We start from the raw sequence: 19,362 nt of genomic DNA on the forward strand, positions 1-19,362 counted from the left end.
ACAATAAAAAACAAAAGAAAATGCACATAATCGACAGATAGCGCATACTTCCTCCTTGTAGAAATAAACTGAATATCAACGAACGTTGATATTTATATAACCTCCACAGAAAAGTATTGTCAATAATTTTCAAACAAACGTTGAATAAATAAATAGAATATATCTAAGTTTTTGTTGTAGACATAGCAAGAAACACTGTGCTAGAAAATTAAATATGCGCAAGAAATCCGATAAGTTTGTAGTAACCCAGCAGGAAATAATCGAAAAAACAATAGATCTAATAGCGACTAAAAGCCTAGCCTTTGTGAGCATGCGAGAAATTTCAAAAGCTGCAAAGGTGGATACGGCTCTTCTTTATTACTATTTTAAAAATAAAGAAGACCTCATGTACCAAACGATTCTGTATATTAACAACACAATGCAGAATGCAATAGTCGGTTTAGATCTTGACTCATGCACCAGCGACGAACAAAAGTTTAAAACCCTCGTGCGCTTCGTTTACGACTATTTATGCCTAAAAATAAACCACGCAAGTACTATGAGACAATTTTCAATTATCGGACACTTATTTTTGTCGGAAGAGCTTAGGGACGATGCTCTTTATAAAACCACCAGCAACTGGCGTATATGTAATTTTTTGGATAATTTAAGCGAAAAAAATGAAACTATAAAAGAACTTGGGGTAGTAGCCACTCTTTTTTGCTATATGCCGATTTATGATTTTGTAATGCATACATTCTTCCCAAAGACCGTAACTGAAAAGCAGATAGATATATTTATAAATTCATTATGGTCTTCAATAGATACCCACGGGTAAACCCGTGGTTCTGTGCTTCGCCATGCTAACGCATGATTTATCATCTCTTACGAGATGTCACAACAATGCTGTGAGAAGCATTCATTCACGTTTAAAAACATGATCTTCTGTCTGTTTCTCTGATTAATAAAAAAGCCAGTGGCTAACCCACTGGCTTTTTTGGTGATTTTAAATAGGCACGGGCGGTTTCGAACCGCCGACCCTTGCGACGTCAACGCAATGCTCTCCCGCTGAGCTACGCGCCTGTAATTAATAAGAATCCGTACATCCTGTGCTCGCGCCCTGATGAACACGGCTTCGCTGCGCACGGCGGTTTTCCATCAATGGAAAACCATATTAAGAACCCGCACAGACAGACTCTTGACTCTCCCCCATTGCTGCCCTGAGCTTTCAACGGCTCTGCTTTGCATATGTGAGAGAAAACTTATTACATAACCGGAGAAAAAAATCAATCCCTAAAGATCGTTAATTACAAGTCCGGTCTGAAGTTTCGGGTAGAAATAAGTTGATTTCTGCGGCATAACAAGCCCGCTTTCGGAAATCTCCCTCACCACTTCTATATCCACACCCTTCATCATGAATGCGAGTGCGGGTTTCTTCGCCATGAGAGCCTTTATCTGCTCCATGGTCTGGAGAAAGTATATCCCCTCTTTGCGGAGTATCTGCTCATCGGAAATGCCCGTGCCGGGCTTAATGAGAGTCTCCTGCACCACATAGGGGTCTACCTTTCTGTATATCGGGTGAAGGGTTTCAAGCACCTCATCCCTGAGAGTGAGCCCGATGAACTTTTCACCTGTAAACACGGCAAAATTTCTCGCAGGCCCTTTAGTATTGAGGAACTTATCCGCCGCTTCGTAAGAAGCGAGTTCATGAACCTCATAATTTTTCCCAATCTTCTCTATGAATGTCTCAAGGCTGAAATCCTTGGAGATCTCCACCACTCTGTGCGTGGGGAAAATTTTAAGCCCTTCATCATAGAAGTTTACGAACATCATCATAACGAAGTCGTAAGGTTTTATGTTCCCTTCGAGATCGCCGTTCTGCTCTCTTCTGAATTTTTTATAATCCAGAGCGGTTTCATATCTGTGGTGTCCGTCGGCTATGTAAATAGCCTTGTCCTTCATGAAGTTTTCTATCTCTTCGATAACTTTTGAATCTGTTATCTGCCAGATGGTGTTTTTGACCCCTTCGTCATCCACAGCGGAAGCAACGGGCATGTTCTTCTTAGCATTGGTAAAAGCAGACGAAAGCTTATTTTCCTTATCCATATACAGACCAAATATCTGGCTGAAGTTGGTCTGACATGCCTTCATAAGCTCAAAACGGTCTTTTTTGGGACCTGAGAGTGTTTTCTCGTGTGGGAAAACAGAGCCTTTGCCAAGTTCCTCAAGCTTGAGGAGACCGACAAACCCAGTTCTCACATATTCCTTGCCGCCGAAGTTGTATATCTGTTCATAAAGGTAATAGCCCTGCTCCTTATCACGAAGGAGAGTGCCGTCCTTTTTCCAGTTTTCATAAAGATGTGCTGCGTTCTGATATTTCGAGTCACCATCGCCGTCCGGAAGGTCAAGCCTTACCACGTTAGCGGCGCATCTGCCTTTCAGCGTCTCTTTCATTTCATCCGATATTACATCGTACGGAGGGGCGACAACCTGTTTGAGAAGCACCTTCTCCAGATTATAGCGCACACCCATGAAAGGTTTTACAATAGCCACCTGAGCCTCCTAGCCTGCTATGATTCTGGCAAATTTTCTTTTGCCGACTTTAAGTATGTGTTCCCCTGCCGAAGGGATCATATCAAGATTTTCGATACGCTCATTGTCGAGGTACACTCCGCCCTGCTTGGCGGTTCTTTTAGCCTCGCCGTTGCTGGGGGCGAAATCCAGTTCCCTGATTATATCAAGCAGTGACTTGCTGCCTGATATAAACTCAGGCATATCTTCGGGATTTTCCTTATTCGAGAAAACCTTCTCGAAGTTTTCCCTGGCATCCGCTCCTGCCTGTGCGCCCCAGTATCTGGTCACTATCTCCACTGCGAGGCGTTTTTTAGCCTCCATTGGGTGAAGCGCGCCTTCTGCTATATCCTTTTTCATCTGCTCAATTTCAGCAAGGCTGAGGTCTGAGAGAAGCAGGTAATAGCGCATCATGAGTTCATCGGTGATCGACATAAGCTTGCCGAACATCTCCGAAGGCTGTTCGCTGATGCCCACATAGTTGTTGAGGGATTTGGACATTTTATTAACGCCGTCAAGCCCTTCAAGAATCGGAACAGTGATCGCGTTCTGCGGTCTCTGGCCGTGGTCTTTCTGGAGCTCTCTGCCCACAAGGAGGTTGAACTTCTGGTCGGTTCCGCCGAGTTCCACATCTGACCTGAGAGCCACGGAGTCATACCCCTGAACAAGGGGATAGAGAAATTCATGTATGCTGATTGGTCTGTTTTCTTTATATCTTTTGGAGAAATCGTCCCTTTCAAGCATTCTGGCAACAGTATAAGAGGATGCGAGCCTGATCATGCCCACTGCGCTCATCGCTTCCATCCATGTGCTGTTAAATGCGACTTCCGTCTTTTCCGGATCAAGGATTTTAAACACCTGCTCCTTGTAGGTTTCGGCGTTTTGCAGCACAGCTTCCTTGGTCAGAGCCTTTCTTGTTTCTGATTTGCCTGACGGATCCCCTATCATCCCCGTAAAGTCCCCTATGAGGAAAATTACATGATGCCCCAGTTCCTGAAAATGCTTGAGTTTCTGAATAAGAACCGTGTGTCCGAGGTGAAGATCCGGCGCCGTCGGGTCGAACCCTGCTTTGATCCTCAGAGGGACTCCGGTTTTGAGTGATTCTTCGAGCTTTTTCGTCAGTTCCTCTTCGGAGATAATCTCCTCGGTTCCTCTTCTGATAAGCTCCATCTGCTGATGTACGGGTAGCACTTAGCCCTCCAAAGTTACACGGATAAACTGCCTGTCCTGCGCAGTTTTCCGCCGATCTGCCCTGTTCTGAAACAAGCGCAAATTCGTAGTCAATATATACGATCAATCATCCAAGTTCAAGTAAAGTCTTATTTTACAGCCGTTCCGGGAGCATCAGGTTCATTATCTGCGCTTCAAAGAATATGTAAACAACTGCCGCAACAGCGATGAATAAGCCGAAGGGTATCATGTAGTTTTTGTCTTTTTTCAGAATAACCAGAGGCAGCCCCAACAGTGAACCTATAATCGCACTGCCGAAAACTATGAAATACACGGGTATGTAGCCGAGGAAAGCACCGATCATCATCATAAGCTTGATGTCACCGCCGCCCATCCCTTCCTGTCTGCGGAATTTCTTATACAGAAACGCCGGAACCCACAGGGAAAGAAAGCCCGCAGCAGCCCCGATCAGCGATGAGGTTATGCCCGGATAAGTAACAAACGAAAACAGCACGCCGACAACCGCGCCGCCCAGAGTGTACGTATCCGGAATTATACCGCACTCAAACTCAGGATCAGCCGCGGTGAAAACATCCGTAAGCCCCGCTCCGAGGAGCAGAAACACAAACACAAAGTATTTCAGAGTATACAGGCTTATCCCGAATTTCAGAAACACCAGAAGAAACATAACCCCGGTAAGAAGCTCCACCAGAGGGTATTTTACGGAAATTTTCCCGCCGCAGTCACGGCATCTGCCTTTCAGCAGAATAAAACCAATGAGGGGGATATTATGATAAAACCTTATCCTGTGTCCGCACTGCGGGCAGCTTGAAGGGGGATAAACAACTGACAGTTCTCTGGGAAGCCTTGCTATGAGCACGTTCAGGAAACTTCCGAACACAAGACCTATGACGAAAATGTATAAAGACAAAAGGACAAAGAGGGGCAAGATTAACCCTTTTTCTCCTGGAGCGCCGCTTCGATCACAAAACTGCTGCCGTCCAGGCTGAATTTAACGCAGAGGCTTTTTGTGGTTCTCTGCTTGGCTATTTTATGGTCTTTTCCGAGGATTACGTTTGGAATGGAGATCTTGAACCTAACGCCGAGGCGCGAGAAAATCTGTTTTGCCCCGCCTGCTATCATGTTGAGGATTTCGCCTATGGCATCCGTAACATCAGCGTCTATAGAGGTTTTTTCCTCGCCGGCGAAACTTTTGTATATCTTAAGGGCAAGGGATTCCGGCATGCTGATTATAACAAACCCGTTAGCGTCCCCGGCCAGACCGATTACACCTGAGATTTCGTTTACGAACTCCTTCTCATCCCTGATATAGACCTCTTCCTTTCTGGGTTCGGCTCCCACCATGGTTTTAAAAACCTCACTGGTGGAAATAATAAAGGGGTTGATATGCTCCGCTTTCATAAAACCTCGAAAAATCCGCCGGATTTACTTTTGTATAATTCAGATACCAAGAAATGAAATCCCGTTGGAATCTGCAAATTTCTTACAGCCGTCATAATCGACAATAAACGTGCTTCCGGCTTCAACTGCCAGAACAGTTCCTTTATTATCTGCTATTTGTTTTAGGGTGTCAATACCTACAGTCGGAATATCGAACCTGTCATCCTGAAAGGGGCGTTTGATTTTTATAACAACAGCTTTGCTTTTAGCAAGCTTACAGCCGCGTTCAATTGCCGCATCCGTGCCTTCCAGAGCTTCCACAGCCATAACAGCACGCTTGCGTACGATAATTGTCTGCCCTATGTCAAGTTCGCCTATTTTTTTTGCGATCGCAAACCCGAACTCAATGTCAGCCTGCTCATCCTTATCCGGCTGACGGGAGGAGATCTGCCCCTTCGGAGCCAGAAAACGGCTGAGAACTTCTGTCTGTTTCATGATATTTATTCCGTTTGCCTCGAACTCCTCCCTGATCGCACCCATTACAGTGTCATCACGGAAGTCTCTGACCTTAAAAATAAGCTTAAACAGAGTGGCATCAAAGCGGAGCCTGCCGAGGAGGACATCCTTATCCACCTTTCCGGCAAAAACCACATCCGTCACCCCTGCTTTTTTGAGTGTTTTGATGACTTTTCCGACCTGCAAAGGGGAAAAGACCGGGAGAACGCCGCAGTAAGGGCGGAGGAACTCAGCAACGCCGTCCGCAAGGGCAATAACCATGTGCTCTCTTCCGGCGGCTTCAAGCTCCCTCTTCACCAGAAGGGGTATCTCTCCCCTTCCGGCTATCAGCCCTATTTTGCTCAAATTCTGACCTCTTCTGCGCCTATGCCTTTGGTAAGCATATCATCAATCTTGAGGGCAATTTTGAGGGATTTAAGTTCGTGCTCCACAGTAACCACGCGTTTCACGGTTCCGTTTATGCAGTCTATAAAATGCTTTATTTCCTGTTTCAGCGGGTTGTCCTTATAAACGAAAAGCCTCTCCAGAATATACTCGTTTCTGTAGTGAAGCTCCTTGTTCCCGAACACATGCTGGCTTTGCGCGTTGCGGTATATGTTTATGTCCTGACTTGTGTAATCCAGAGTGATGAAGGCATCCTTCTGGCTTATGCTCATTATCCTGTCCTTCTTCTGGGTAACGCGGCTCACAACTATCTGCGCTGTGGTGTTCCCGTCAAAGCGGATATTCACCGCCGCATAATCCGGCAGATCGGAATGAACCTTGGAGCCTGCGGCCTGTATCTCCACAACATCTGCGTGCACCATGTTCACAATTATGTCTATGTCGTGGATCATGAGATCAAGGATAATGCTGTCCTTGGCGAAGTTGGGGTTAAAGGGTCCCACACGTCTGGATTCTATGAGGTAAGGGTTATCCGCTATCTTGCGGAGCTCCTGAACAGCGCCGTTGAACCTCTCAACGTGCCCTATATGGAGCACAAGGTTTCTTTCAGCAGCTATTTCAAACAGCTTCTGCGCCTCATCAAGGTTTGTGGTGATTGGTTTTTCCACGAGAACATGCTTACCTGCCTCAAGGCATTCCTTAACTATATCAAAGTGATACTTTGTGGGGGCAGCAACGGTGACAGCGTCAACCTTGGGAAGAAGGTCACGGTAATCTGTGAACGCCTCATATTTGAATCTGGGTTTAAGTTCGTCCAGAACCGCCTGCGAAGCATCGCACATTCCTGTCATTTTAACATTCTGGAGCTCGTCATATATGTTCAGATGGTATTTGCCCATCTTGCCGAGCCCGATAAGGCCAACATTAAGCATGGTTTCTATCTCCGGGAGAAGCCTCTTTTTGAAGGGGCTTCTATGAAATCAATAAACATTTTTACTTCGTCAAACTGGTTGAGCTCCTTCAGCAGTGAAGGCACACTTTCCCAAGGGTTTGAGAGGTTTCCGTATATATGCAGAGCCTTTTTAAGCTCAAGCCTCGCCTCGCTGCTCATTCCTCTGCGGCGCAGCCCGACTATGTTAAGTCCGGGTATCCCGCCATCAGCAAAAAGGCAGAAGTGAGGCACATCCTTGGTTACGCTGGCTCTGTTGCCCAGCATTACCATTGAGCCGATTCTGGTGAACTGGTGAACGGCTGCATAACCGCCGAACACAGTAAAATCGCCCACGCGCACATGCCCAGCCGTGCAGGAGTAGTTAGTGAAAATTACGTTATTTCCCACAACAGAGTCGTGAGCTATATGAGAGCCTGTCATAAGGTAGCAGTTGTCACCCACAAGGGTTATCCAGTTTTCCTTGGTTGTTGCCCTGTGGATTGTGGCAAACTCCCTGATGACGCAGTTTTTGCCTATTTTAAGCTTGGTGTCTTCGCCTTTGAAGCCGGTATCCTGCGGCGCTCCGCCCACATGGGCATTAGCGCAGATTACCGTTCCGTCGCCTATCTCAGTGTGTATCTCCACCACGGCATTAACACCGATTTTAACACCCGCGCCTATTTTGCAGCCTTTGCCGACATAGGCTCCGCGCTCTATCTCCGCCGTCTCATGTACTTCACTGCCCGGATCAACATATGCAAGAGGACTTATCATTTCACTTCCCTCATAACCGCAGTAAGAATCGCTTCGCACGCTGTTTCGCCGTTAACACTCGCAACGCACTCGGACTTGAGGAGATCCCTCTTCGCCTTGAGCACTTCGCAGTTAAGGGTCAGCGTATCGCCCGGTTCAACAATTCTGCGGAATTTTGCGTTTTCAATGGACATAAAGAGAAAGAATTTACCCTTTCCCGTCTCGCCCTGTTTGCTGAGGGCGTATATGCCCGAAGCCTGTGCCAGAGCCTCAACTATCAGCACACCGGGCATAACCGGATAACCGGGGAAATGACCCATGAAGTGCGGCTCGTTGAACGTTACATTTTTAATTGCCGTTATTCCGTTTTCTCTTATCTCAAGAACCTTGTCCACAAGGAGGAATGGGTAACGGTGGGGAAGAATTTCAAGAATCTGTCTCAGATCCATCATTGTCGAGTCTCCTTGAGATTTCGTTAACTTTCTTTCTTATATCAGAAATTTCCAGCAGAGCAGCGTTGTTCTTCATCCATTTCATCTTTGGCTGAATGGGATAACCGCCGTATATTCCGCCTTCTTCAATATCTCTGTCTACTCCGCCCTGAGCGGCTATGATAGTTTTTGAGGCGATTTTCACATGATCCTTAGTGCCTGATCTGGCTCCGAAAATCACATAGTCGCCCATTTCGCAGCTTCCGGCTATCCCTGTCTGCCCCACGAAGATGCAGTGCTTGCCTATCTTCGTGTTGTGGCCTATCTGCACCTGATTGTCTATCTTGGTTCCTTCGCCTATGACAGTATCGCCCAGCGCGCCTCTGTCCACACAGGAGTTGGAGCCTATCTCCACATTATCGCCCAGCACAACACCGCCGACCTGCGGAATTTTGACAGAAACGCCTTTATCCTGATAATAACCGAAGCCGTCAGCACCTATCACGCAGCCAGAGTGGAGAATAACCCCGTTTCCCAGGCGGCAGCCGTGATAAACAGTAACATTCGGGTAGATAACGCAGTTATCGCCGACAACAGTTCCCGTCCCGATGAAAGAGTTGGGGTAAACCACCGTCCCTTCGCCTATTACGGCATCATCTGAGATTGTGGCTCCCGCCTCTATTCTGGCAGAGGAGGCAATTTTTGCGGAAGGGGAGATATTAGCCCTCTCGCTTATACCTGCCGGTTTCACTGCCGGAGGATAGAAAATCTCAATAGCGAGAGCTAATGCCGCGCGCGCTTCCTTCACATAGATTACCGGCCTGTCGGCGGGGAAAGTATGCCCTTCCGGAATGACAAAAGCGGAAGCTGACCCCCTGAGGGCAGCCTCCGCCAGTTTTTTATCGAACAGAAAGGATATGCACCCGCTCTCGGCAGAATCCACAGGGCGGATGCCGTTTATCTCAGCATCCTCTCCCTCAAGCCGTCCGCCGAGTTTTGCGGCGATTTCCGAAAGCTTAAGCTTTCCGCTTATTTTTTTACGTTCCATTCCTTGTTGTACCTTTCGATAACTATGTCAGTTATATCCACTTTGTCGGAAAAATACATAACGCCGGCATGCTGAAACTCAACAATAAGCTCATAGTTAAGCTCTTTTCCGAGTTTTTCAGTAATGGTAAGTACTTCTGACTCTATATCTTTAAGGTAACGCGCCTCTATTCTCTGAAGCTGGTTGGAATAGTCTTTTTTCGCGCCGTTGAACTCTCTGACAAGCCTGTTGATTTCCGCAGATTTCTTGTCTTTCGCCTCAGGAGTGAGCAGGTTTGACTGCTTCTCGAAATCATTCTGAAGTTTGGTAATCTCTTTGCTGAGTTTTTCAAGCTCTGTGTCAAACTCTGCCGCTTTGGTTTTCAGCCTATTGTAGACGGATTTGCCGGAATCCGAAGTGCTGAGCACTTTCTGAAAGTTGACGACACCAATTTTGGCAAACGCCGTACCGGACATCATAAGAACCGCTGCAACAACTAAAGCCGTAAGTTTACTCATTAAAATAGCCTCCATAATTTATAATCACAAATTTCCCATCCATGGAAATTTGTGATACACGCTCGCGCCGAATTCCATTCGGCTCCGCTACGCACGGCGCATTTCCATCCATGGAAATGTATATATATTATATGCCTTTGCTTCTTTCATAAACTTGTAATCACAAATTTTCCTTCCATGGAAAACCGCCGATTAGTTCCGGCGGTTTCTGCACCAAGCCTGCTGACAATTTGTGATACACGCTCGCGCCGAATTCCATTCGGCTCCGCTACGCACGGCGCATTTCCATCCATGGAAATGTATATATATTATATGCCTTTGCTTCTTTCATAAACTTGTAATCACAAATTTTCCTTCCATGGAAAACCGCCGATTAGTTCCGGCGGTTTCTGCACCAAGCCTGCTGACAATTTGTGATACACGCTCGCGCCGAATTCCCAACCATGGAAATGTATATATCCTATATGTTATTGATCCCCGGTCATTCTGAGGCAAAGCCGAAGAATCTCAAATCCTTGAGACTGCCGCGTCGCTCTGCTCCTCGCAGTGACGGTGCATAGTCATTGCGAGCGCCAGCGAAGCAATCTGAACACTCAGTCCCGGTATTTCAAGTCCCCTTTACACTCATCCCCCTTTGACAAAGGGGGACAGAGGGGGATTTTTATCCTTATTTGAGATCCTTCACCCTCCGGGTTCAGGATGACACCACAACCGCACAGTTCCACGGAGGGAACTGCGCCGTGCGGAGCGAAGGTTTGCTACGCAAACCGCGAGCGTGTATCACAAATCCCCACGGAAGGGGATTTGTGATTGTCATATCAGAACATACCGCCCATTGAGAATTCCCATCTACCGCCTTTTTTGCCGTCATCACGGTCAAGGGGAATGCCGTACTCTATTCTGATCGGCCCTATGGGGCTGTACCAGCGGAAGCCGATGCCCACACCCTGATAGAATTTGCCGCTGAGATAATCCTCGTCTGTATCGTTAACCTGTCCGGCATCATAGAACAAGGCTCCTTTAAAACCCTGATCAGCCGCTATGGGGAAAACAAATTCCGCGTTGAAGACGAACATTTTATTTCCGCCGTAGTCGTAACCCTCGTCATCTTTCGGAGAAATGTAGCCGTATTTGTAGCCTCTTACACTATAGATTCCGCCAAGCCTGAAACGTTCATCAATGGGAAGCCTGCCGTCACCGGTGGAGTCAAGGTAACCGCCCTCAACATGCAGGGTCCCGACAAATTTCCACCACAGCGGAATAAACTGTGTTGTTTCCGCACCTGTTTTGTAGTAGTCGTTATCGCCGCCGAGGAATCCTCCGGCATATTTATAATATACTCTGGAGATATTCCCTTCAGTGGGGTCAACGGGGTGGTTTGTTGTTCTGAAGTTGAGGATGGGCGTAAAGCTCACAGTGGTGTATTCCCCCTCCTGATCCCAGATGTATTTTGATGCATCATCATCAATATCTGAGATTTCCTCATTCTCGTAAGCAAGCTTGTACGTGGCGTAAAGCCTGCGTCCGATTACTGGGTGACCGAGCCTGAGCGCCACGCCGTCGTTGTACTTGTCGTATTCGTAGTAGCTTCTTTTAAGCTTGTAAAAATCTATACCCACAGTGATGGGTTTATCAAGGAACCACGGGTCGGTGAGTGAGATTGTGTAGTCTGTCCTTTTGCTTGCGAACTCTGCCTTAAGGTCTGTTGTGTAGCCTGAGCCGAAGAGGTTTTTCTTCTGGAGGCGGAGCATAAACATAAGTTCATCCACGGATGAATAGCCCATACCTATGCTGAAAAAGCCGGTTCTTTTATCTTTTACGCCCACGTTGAGATCCAGTGATGAATCGTCAACCCTTCTCTCGTCAAGACGCACTTCCTCAAAATAGTCGGTGAACTCTATATTTTTCTTGGAGCTCTTTATTCTGCGGCTGTCATAGATGTCGCCCTCGGCTATATCCAGCTCGCGTCTGATTACCCTGTCTTTGGTGTCGGCGTTGCCGCGGATGTTTATACGGTTGATTTTAACGAGAACGTTCTCCTCAACCCTGTATGTGACGGAAACTGTTTTATTGTCCTGATTTTCGTTTGTGACCGGCTCCACGTTGGCAAAGGCATAGCCTATTTCAGTGAAGCGGTCGGTGAGGCGTTTGATGTCGTTCTGGAACTCTTCCACATTGAACCAGTCGCCGGGTTTCAGAACGGTTACAGTTTCAAGCTCTTTGTCTGTGCGGTGTTTATTGCCGGAGAAGGCGATTGTATTTATCTTGAACCTCTCACCCTCCTCTATGCGGAAAGTAAGGGTTATGCGTTTCTTTTTATCATCACTGACAAGAACTTCCGGCTCGCCGACGCGGACTTTTATAAAGCCTTTCTTCATGTATTCGCCGCGGATCTTCTCAACATCGACTTCAATAAGCTCCTGCTTGAGTTTTCCGCTTCCGGTAAGCCATGAGAAAAAGCCCTTCTCTTTCGTGGAGAGCATTTTCATGAGTTCTTTACGGCTGAAAAAGCTGTTTCCGGAGAATACTATATCATAAATTCTCGCTTCGGGTCCCTCCTCAATTCGGAAGAACACATCCACTGCGTTGTTGTTTCGATCCTCTATATCAGCCTTAACACTGACGGAATAGTACTTCTCATCATGGTAAACACTGATAATCTTGTTTATGTTCTCCTCAATCTTGGCCCTGTCAAGGATCTGGCCTTCCATGGAGATCATGTCTTCCCTTATGTAGGTTTCCCTGACATTGATGTTCCCTTCGAGGTAAACCTTGTTTACATAAGGCTTTTCCTTGATCATGTACACGAGAGTGAGCTTGTCGTCATCCACTCGCATATCAACCTGAACATCCACAACAAGATCCGTTGCGAAGATCTCCTTGATGCTGGCGCTGACTTTGTTCATGTCGAACTCTTCACCCGCCTTGACAGTGTATCTGAGGAATGTTTCGGAAGGAACGCGTCTGTTTCCTTCTATCTTGATGAGGTCTATTACTGCAGCGTAGGAGTTTGCCGCAAAGGTTAAAATGAGTGCACTAAAAAAAAAATTAATAAATAGCTTTTTCAAATTCATATCCCGCCCAGCCGCTTAATTATTTCCTTAACACGCTCGTGTTTGAGTCTCGTCATGCTCTTGTTTCCGATAAGCCTTGCCGTGGATTCAAGCATGGTCTCAATAACCTCAAGCCCGTTTTTTTTCAGAGTCTGCCCCGTGGACACCAGGTCAACTATCATATCAGAAAGACCTACAATGGGTGCAAGCTCAATGGAACCGTACAGCTTTATAGTTTCTACAAAAATACCTTTCTTCGCGAAGAAGTCTTTGGTCATCTTAGGGTACTTGGTGGCGACAACCATATCGTGTCTGTATCTGCTGTCGCTGTCTTTAATTCCGGCTACACAGAGTTTACATGCGCCGAAGCCCAAATCCATGAACTCATAAACATCGGCAGCAGTTTCCTTCACTATATCAAGGCCCACAATGCCCATATCCGCCGCGCCGTGTTCCACATACGTGGGAACATCCATGTTGCGGACAAGCATATAGCGCATGCCGTGTTTCTCGTCAAGGAAGACAAGCTTCCTGCTCTCCTCGTCAACAACACCTTCCTGAGTGATGCCTTTTGATACGAAAAGTTCAATGGTTTCATCCGCCAGCCTGCCTTTAGGCAGGGCAACGGTTATTATATCTTCATTCATTCCGCCATCCTTGTAATATCCGCACCCAGAAGCGAAAGCTTTTCATCAAAACGCTCGTAGCCTCTGTCCAGATGGTAAACACGGAGGATTTCGCTTGTACCCTCCGCCATAAGAGCCGCTATCACGAGGCTTGCGCTCGCCCTGAGATCAGAAGCCATCACGGGTGCTCCGGTGATTTTCTCCACCCCTCTGATAACAGCGGATTTATCCTTAAGCTTAATATCTGCGCCCATACGTTTGAGCTCGGAAACATGCATGAACCTGTTCTCGAAGATTGTCTCAGTAATGACGGAAACACCGCCTGAGGCTGCCATTACGGACATAAACTGAGCCTGCATATCAGTAGGAAAGCCGGGGTAAGGCTGGGTGGAAATATCCGTTCCTTCCAGTCTTCCTGTTTTTTCCACAGTAATAGTGGAGTCATTTATGACCTTTATACCCAGACCTGTCTGGGCGAGTTTATCTATTATAGCAGTCATGGAGGAAACAGGGGCGTTTTCCAGAGTAACTTTTCCGCCCGCGCAGGCAACCGCGCAGAGAAATGTTCCCGCCTCTATCCTGTCGGGCATGACGATGTAGTCGTTGCTGTTGAGCTTTTCCACACCTTTGATGCGGATTATGGTAGAGCCTTCGCCCTCTATCTTGGCTCCCATTTTCTTGAGAAAACGGGCAAGATCCACAACCTCAGGCTCCTGAGCGGCGTTATAGAGCACAGTTTCACCTTCTGCCAGAGCCGCCGCCATGAGGATGTTCTCAGTCCCCGTAACAGTAACCATATCAAAGGTGATTTCAGCGCCTTTCAGCCTTTCGCACTCCGCCTCAATGTAGCCGTGGGCAACGTTAATATCCGCTCCCATAAGCTTGAGGGCTTTTATATGCTGATCCACAGGACGCTCACCGATGGCGCAGCCGCCGGGCAGAGAAACCTTCGCCTTTTTCTTTCTGGCAAGAAGAGGCCCAAGAGCAAGAACACTGGCTCTCATAGTCTTCACCAGTTCATAGGGAGCTATGACCTTCTCCATATCATCCGTGCAGTTGATGTATATATCGCCGTCTTTCCGTTCGGCGCTGACACCCACTTCACCCAGAAGGGAAAGCATTGTCCTTATATCTCTCAGATCAGGAACATTTGAAATTTTGTAGGAACCTTCCGCGAGAATTGTCGCGGCAAGAATAGGAAGACAGGCATTTTTAGCGCCGCCTATGCGCACATTACCGTTAAGGGGCTTGCCCCCGTTTATGACCAGCTTTTCCAAAAAAGCACCCTTTTTATCCCGCTCAGATCGCAATAAAAGCGGTGTTCAAAATCACCGTATGTTTTCGGTGGTTTATGTCCAGAGCCTGCTGATAAATCACCCTGTTCCGGTGATTTATGTTCATAGTCTGCTGAAAAACCGCTGTAGATCCCGCTGAGAGCTTTGGATTGCCCCGCGCCTATTTCTGCGAGAGCCACCCAGTTTTTATTGCACAAATCAGGCACTATGTCTATCAGTTTTTTATAAAACAGAAGCCCCTCATCCGCGGCAACAAGCGCCTGAACAGGTTCATACATAACGCTTTTTTCCAACGATTCATACTCCTGTTCAGTCACGTAAGGCGGGTTGCAGAGCACCATGTCAAACCTGCCCCGAACATTTAAGTTTCCGAGAACATCCCCCTGAACGAACTCAGCCCTGTCTGCCAGACCCAGCCTTCTGCTGTTTTCCTTCGCCACCTCAAGTGCTCCCGGACTGATGTCCACGCCCACGCCGGATGCGCCCTTAATCTCAGCCAGAAGGGAAAGAAGAATACAGCCTGAACCCGTGCACAAATCAAGAATCCGCGGATTTTCACAGGGGGTAAGCTCAATGGCTTTTTCCACAAGAATTTCCGTTTCATATCTGGGAATCAGCACATTTTCGTTCACAAAAAACTCGCGCCCGTAAAAGTGTCTGCGGTTAGTGATATATGCAGGCGGGCAGCCTTCCCTGAGCCTGTTCAGAATACCCGCTGCCCGCTCATCCTGCTCAATATTTACAGACATGAGCGATGAAAGCTTTTCATACTCCGCCCCCATGATGAACGCAAGAATATCCAGCGCATCAGATCGCACCGGAATAATAGTCTGAATCTCCTTAAACAGAGCGGCGGCAGTCATCCTGTTCAGCACCTCGTATTTTTTGCTGCGGTTCATGTTTACTATAACAAAACCCTTATGGCAAGCAGTTAGACAAAATAAAGCGAAACCGGTTGACTGTCACCTAAAGATAGACTAATATAGTTAGAATTATAAAACAACGGTAATTATGCATGATAAATAAAGTTCCGGTTCCGGCAAATGAATCTGTTAGGCATAAGGGCAGCGACTCCGACCAGAGCACATCCCCTTACCTTGAATACGCCGGAGAATATCTGCTTACCCCTGAGATAGGATACTACGCGATGGATGTTCCCGCAGGGGATGGTCTGCGTACTGAATTTGCAACATCAAACAGCCCGCTGGGCTTTATATTCTGCCTTGAGGGTTCAGCCTTCTTCAGCGTTTCAAAAAACGGGATGAAACATGAATACACCCTGAAACAGGGAGAGTACAGCATAGCGTATATGCCTAATGTTGACGGAGTTTCCATCATTGACGGAAGGCAGAGATACATGGCGGTTAATATGTTTGTTGTGCCTCTGAGGTTCAGAAGTCTCGTGAGCAGCCGCCCGGCAGCGGAAAACAGCCTTGACAGCATCACAGGCATCCCTAAGGACAGCATATTCCTGCACAAAGGGAGCATAACCAAGGAAATAAGCCTCATCCTGCACGACTTCATAAATAAGAAGACATCTGATCTGCCGTGCAGAATAAATGAAATATCCAAACTGTACGAAGCTGTTACTCTCAGCCTTGAGCAGCTTGACACAAGAATACAGAGCAGACAGAAAAGCGTGCTCCAGCCTGCGGATGTTGAACTTCTGCTGAATGCGGGGCGCATACTGACAGAGAACCTCGCCAGCCCGCCCTCCCTCCTCTATCTCTCAAAGGTATCAGGGTTAAACTCATTCAAACTCAAGAACGGGTTCAAAGAGGTCTTCGGAACCACTGTTTACGGCTTTTTAACAGAAAAGCGCATGGAAAAAGCAAGGGAGATGCTGGACAGCGGCAAATACAGCGTGAGTGATGCTGCATGGGATCTGGGCTACACAAATGTAAGCCACTTCATTGAACTTTTCCGCAGGCATTACGGAATCACGCCGGGCAAATTCCTTTCCGAAAGACGCAGCCTGTTCAGATCAGAACTTGTGTCCAAAGCCAGACACGGATGATTTAGGTTTTCGTGTATTTATAATCCCTCCTTAGGTAGTTAATCCCGCATCACCCGATTTATTATCGTCTAACTTAAATCAATATAATTAAGTTAGAGGAAGATTATCAGGCTACACACCTTTAGACACTGTTTGTTCAGTTGTGTCAGTGCATGTCCTGATAAGATTCATTTTCAGGGAGGTTTATATTTTATGCTCAGCAGAAAACTTTTCGGCACTCTGCTCGCAGCGGCGGTGATACTGCCCGCACATGCGCATGCGGATGACAGCATTTACAAGCTTGATAATGTCACGGTAACAGCGAGAAAAGGCGAGGAATCAGCGAAAGATGTTCCTTTCAGCCTGTCAGTGATTGACGGTAATGAGCTTACAAACAGAGGAGTAAAAAACTTTGAAGATATGCTCAAGCAGACAGTCGGGGTGGAGACCAGCACATACGGAGGGGTGGAAACCAGAATAGTGCGTATGCGCGGCGTGGGCTCTCTCCAGCAGGTCAGCCCTGATGATACATCGGTAATAATCAATATTGACGGTGTGCCGAACAACGCCGGAACAGCCACACTCAGCACTATGGATATTGAACGTGTCGAAATTCTCAAAGGACCTCAGGGAACCCTCATGGGGCGCAACAGCCAATCTGGCGCGATTAATATTATCAGCAAGAAACCCACCAAGGAGTTTGAAGGCTACATAAGAGGCGAATACGGCGATGACAACACCTTCCTCACCGAAGGCGCAGTCAGCGGCTCTCTCACTGAAAAACTCAGTGCAAGGCTTGCAGCCAGATATTCAGGCTATGATAATCAGGTGAAATACTACCAGACGGACGAGCCGGTCAGCAAACCCCGCGATCTGGCAGTCCGAGGAACGCTCCTGTGGGAACCATCATCCAAGACAGAAGTTACCTTCATCGCCGGATATGAAGAGGTCAACAACCGTCCCGAATTCCGTGTACTTATGCCCTATGACGACAAACAGGAGGTTGACATCCCCAAGGACTCTTCCGATGCGGATAAGGATACAAACAGATACACCCTTGAGGTTAAGCACCGCTTTTCAAAGGCTCTTTTCACATCTGTAACAGGGTATGCTGATGCGGAATCAACTGCAAAGCAGTTTCTTTATGACGGCGTACTGTTCAGAAAACAAAGAGGTGTAACAGGTAATGGAAGCAGAACCGTTATCAACGAAAACACCGCTTTTGATCAGGAGTTCCGCCTTTCATCAAAACCGCAGGATAAAGTTTTCTGGGTTACCGGAGTAAACTACTTCTACTCCGACCGCGACCTTATAAATACAGACGCTTGGAGCACGTTCCAGCCAAGTTACACTTTCAACGCAGAGATGGATGTCAATTTCAAAACAAGAAGTCAGGCTGTTTTCGGAGAAATGACTTACCCGGTAACAGAAAGAATTAAGCTTACAGGCGGCCTCAGATATACTTGGGAAAAAAAGGAGTACGAAGCCAACTGGGCGGCTAATCCCTCTAACCCCAGCACAATCCGCACCGCAAATGACAGCGGCGAAATTGATGATAACTTCATGACAGGACGTGCGGCAATCAGCTATGAGCTTACAAAGGAAGTAAATATCTACGGAGTTTACTCCAGAGGGCATAAAACAGCCGGATTCAATGAATGGGCAACAGGCTTCATCACCGGAACAAGAGAAGACCGCTACTACAGTGAAGCAGAAGTTGACAGCTATGAACTGGGCTTCAAATACGAATCCGCAGACCGCAGATTTGGGCTGAACGGAGCTGTGTTTTACAACGACAATAAAGACGACCATGTTCTTGTATACAACTACTCAATCAACGCCAGCGATGTGGAAAACTTTGACACTGAATCAAAAGGTGTTGAGCTTGAAGGTTACGCCAAATTGGGCAGATTCCTTATTAACGCTGGTGTAGGCTATACGGATACAAAGATAAAATCCATACCTGAAGGAAGCTCCTCCGGCTCTGAAAAAGGAAACAAAGTGCCCGATACCCCTGAGTGGAGCGGAACCTTGTCTGTCTCATATTTCCACAACCTGCCTTCATTCCTCGGTATGAAGGAGCCCGTGTTCTTCTCTAAACTTACAGAGAGGTATGTCGGTTCCCGCTCCGGTGACCCCGCTGACAACTTCCAATTTGACTCATACCACAAACTTGATGCCCGCGTCGGGATAATGAATGGCGGGCTGGAACTCTATGTTTGGGGAGACAACCTTCTGGATGAACGCTATGATCTGTACGGATGGTATTACGGCGTATCTGCCGTGGACGGTTCGGAAGTGGTTATCGGTATGCCCTCAAAAGGACGCACACTGGGCTTAGGCGCAGCATATTACTTTTAACTTCAATAACCTGAAAGGTTTTACTGTAAAGAAAACAAGGGGAGTGTATGCTCCCCCTTATAACAACCAAAATCTGCACATCCTGTCAGTTCTGTTCCGCAGAATATCTATTAAGGAAACCAAGCCCACTCTTTTGTGTCACTCTGAGCCGTAGCGAAGAGTCTCTCAATACATGAGATCCTTCACCCTACGGGTTCAGGATGACACTTACTGCGCTTTCACCCGCAAAACAACTCATATTCAGATGAGCTTGTTACAGTCCGGCTTCCTTTAATCTCTCAGCCTGAGCTGACTTACAACCAAAATCTGCACATCCTGTCAGATTTTGCCACACGCTCGCGCCTTGCAAA

17 protein-coding genes and 1 tRNA gene are annotated in these 19,362 nt (G+C 47.1%); 3 read left to right on the forward strand and 15 right to left on the reverse strand.

Annotated elements, in window-relative coordinates; translation table 11 throughout:
• Window positions 1-214 precede the first annotated feature (214 nt).
• On the forward strand, window positions 215-817 hold the full coding sequence (locus OSQ85_RS13760; protein WP_265823863.1) for a TetR/AcrR family transcriptional regulator: 603 nt from the start codon (window positions 215-217) through the stop codon (window positions 815-817).
• A gap of 173 nt (window positions 818-990) precedes the next feature.
• On the opposite strand, the gene OSQ85_RS13765 is transcribed toward OSQ85_RS13760, so the two are convergent.
• From OSQ85_RS13765 to prmC, 15 genes are all read right to left on the reverse strand, one after another.
• Window positions 991-1,062, reverse strand: a tRNA-Val gene (locus OSQ85_RS13765).
• A gap of 210 nt (window positions 1,063-1,272) precedes the next feature.
• Window positions 1,273-2,532 carry a DUF1015 domain-containing protein gene (locus OSQ85_RS13770; protein ID WP_265823865.1) on the reverse strand — a complete coding sequence of 420 codons (1,260 nt, stop codon included), beginning with the start codon at window positions 2,530-2,532 and terminating at the stop codon, window positions 1,273-1,275.
• 9 nt (window positions 2,533-2,541) lie between these two features.
• A complete protein-coding gene (gene tyrS / locus OSQ85_RS13775; RefSeq protein ID WP_407649382.1) occupies window positions 2,542-3,720 on the reverse strand; it encodes a tyrosine--tRNA ligase in 1,179 nt (392 codons plus the stop codon).
• Window positions 3,721-3,874: 154 nt separating this feature from the next.
• Window positions 3,875-4,669 (reverse strand): prepilin peptidase, encoded by a 795-nt coding sequence (locus tag OSQ85_RS13780; RefSeq protein WP_265823868.1) that lies wholly within the window; start codon window positions 4,667-4,669, stop codon window positions 3,875-3,877.
• A gap of 2 nt (window positions 4,670-4,671) precedes the next feature.
• The gene (locus OSQ85_RS13785; RefSeq protein ID WP_265823870.1) at window positions 4,672-5,142 is read right to left on the reverse strand and encodes a chemotaxis protein CheX; all 471 of its coding nucleotides are present in this window, start codon (window positions 5,140-5,142) and stop codon (window positions 4,672-4,674) included.
• A 39-nt stretch (window positions 5,143-5,181) separates the two neighbouring features.
• Window positions 5,182-5,982 (reverse strand): LpxI family protein, encoded by an 801-nt coding sequence (locus OSQ85_RS13790; RefSeq protein ID WP_265823871.1) that lies wholly within the window; start codon window positions 5,980-5,982, stop codon window positions 5,182-5,184.
• Window positions 5,979-6,953, reverse strand: a complete 975-nt coding sequence (locus tag OSQ85_RS13795) for a Gfo/Idh/MocA family protein (protein ID WP_265823873.1) — start codon at window positions 6,951-6,953, stop codon at window positions 5,979-5,981. The genes OSQ85_RS13790 and OSQ85_RS13795 overlap by 4 nt, the downstream gene beginning before the upstream one ends.
• A gap of 5 nt (window positions 6,954-6,958) precedes the next feature.
• Complete coding sequence (gene lpxA / locus OSQ85_RS13800; RefSeq protein WP_265823875.1) at window positions 6,959-7,726, reverse strand: acyl-ACP--UDP-N-acetylglucosamine O-acyltransferase; 768 nt, start codon at window positions 7,724-7,726, stop codon at window positions 6,959-6,961.
• Window positions 7,723-8,157 carry a 3-hydroxyacyl-ACP dehydratase FabZ gene (gene fabZ, locus OSQ85_RS13805; RefSeq protein ID WP_265823877.1) on the reverse strand — a complete coding sequence of 145 codons (435 nt, stop codon included), beginning with the start codon at window positions 8,155-8,157 and terminating at the stop codon, window positions 7,723-7,725. The genes lpxA and fabZ overlap by 4 nt, the downstream gene beginning before the upstream one ends.
• Window positions 8,132-9,184, reverse strand: a complete 1,053-nt coding sequence (gene lpxD / locus OSQ85_RS13810; protein WP_265823886.1) for a UDP-3-O-(3-hydroxymyristoyl)glucosamine N-acyltransferase — start codon at window positions 9,182-9,184, stop codon at window positions 8,132-8,134. The genes fabZ and lpxD overlap by 26 nt, the downstream gene beginning before the upstream one ends.
• Entirely contained in the window at window positions 9,166-9,681 is a 516-nt protein-coding gene (locus OSQ85_RS13815; RefSeq protein WP_265823888.1) for an OmpH family outer membrane protein, read from the reverse strand. The genes lpxD and OSQ85_RS13815 overlap by 19 nt, the downstream gene beginning before the upstream one ends.
• Before the next feature lie 818 nt (window positions 9,682-10,499).
• The gene (bamA, locus tag OSQ85_RS13820) at window positions 10,500-12,749 is read right to left on the reverse strand and encodes an outer membrane protein assembly factor BamA (protein ID WP_265823890.1); all 2,250 of its coding nucleotides are present in this window, start codon (window positions 12,747-12,749) and stop codon (window positions 10,500-10,502) included.
• Window positions 12,750-12,751: 2 nt separating this feature from the next.
• A complete protein-coding gene (hisG, locus tag OSQ85_RS13825; RefSeq protein WP_265823892.1) occupies window positions 12,752-13,381 on the reverse strand; it encodes an ATP phosphoribosyltransferase in 630 nt (209 codons plus the stop codon).
• The gene (murA, locus tag OSQ85_RS13830; protein WP_265823893.1) at window positions 13,378-14,637 is read right to left on the reverse strand and encodes a UDP-N-acetylglucosamine 1-carboxyvinyltransferase; all 1,260 of its coding nucleotides are present in this window, start codon (window positions 14,635-14,637) and stop codon (window positions 13,378-13,380) included. Before murA ends, hisG begins: the two co-directional genes overlap by 4 nt.
• Window positions 14,619-15,554 carry a peptide chain release factor N(5)-glutamine methyltransferase gene (prmC, locus tag OSQ85_RS13835; RefSeq protein WP_265823895.1) on the reverse strand — a complete coding sequence of 312 codons (936 nt, stop codon included), beginning with the start codon at window positions 15,552-15,554 and terminating at the stop codon, window positions 14,619-14,621. The genes murA and prmC overlap by 19 nt, the downstream gene beginning before the upstream one ends.
• A gap of 116 nt (window positions 15,555-15,670) precedes the next feature.
• On the opposite strand from prmC, the gene OSQ85_RS13840 reads away from it, so the two are divergent.
• Window positions 15,671-16,672 (forward strand): helix-turn-helix domain-containing protein, encoded by a 1,002-nt coding sequence (locus OSQ85_RS13840; protein ID WP_265823896.1) that lies wholly within the window; start codon window positions 15,671-15,673, stop codon window positions 16,670-16,672.
• A 192-nt stretch (window positions 16,673-16,864) separates the two neighbouring features.
• Window positions 16,865-19,012 (forward strand): TonB-dependent receptor, encoded by a 2,148-nt coding sequence (locus tag OSQ85_RS13845; RefSeq protein ID WP_265823898.1) that lies wholly within the window; start codon window positions 16,865-16,867, stop codon window positions 19,010-19,012.
• Window positions 19,013-19,362: the final 350 nt, after the last annotated feature.

Source organism: Geovibrio ferrireducens (assembly GCF_026226615.1).
Taxonomy (GTDB): Bacteria; Chrysiogenota; Deferribacteres; order Deferribacterales; family Geovibrionaceae; genus Geovibrio; species Geovibrio ferrireducens.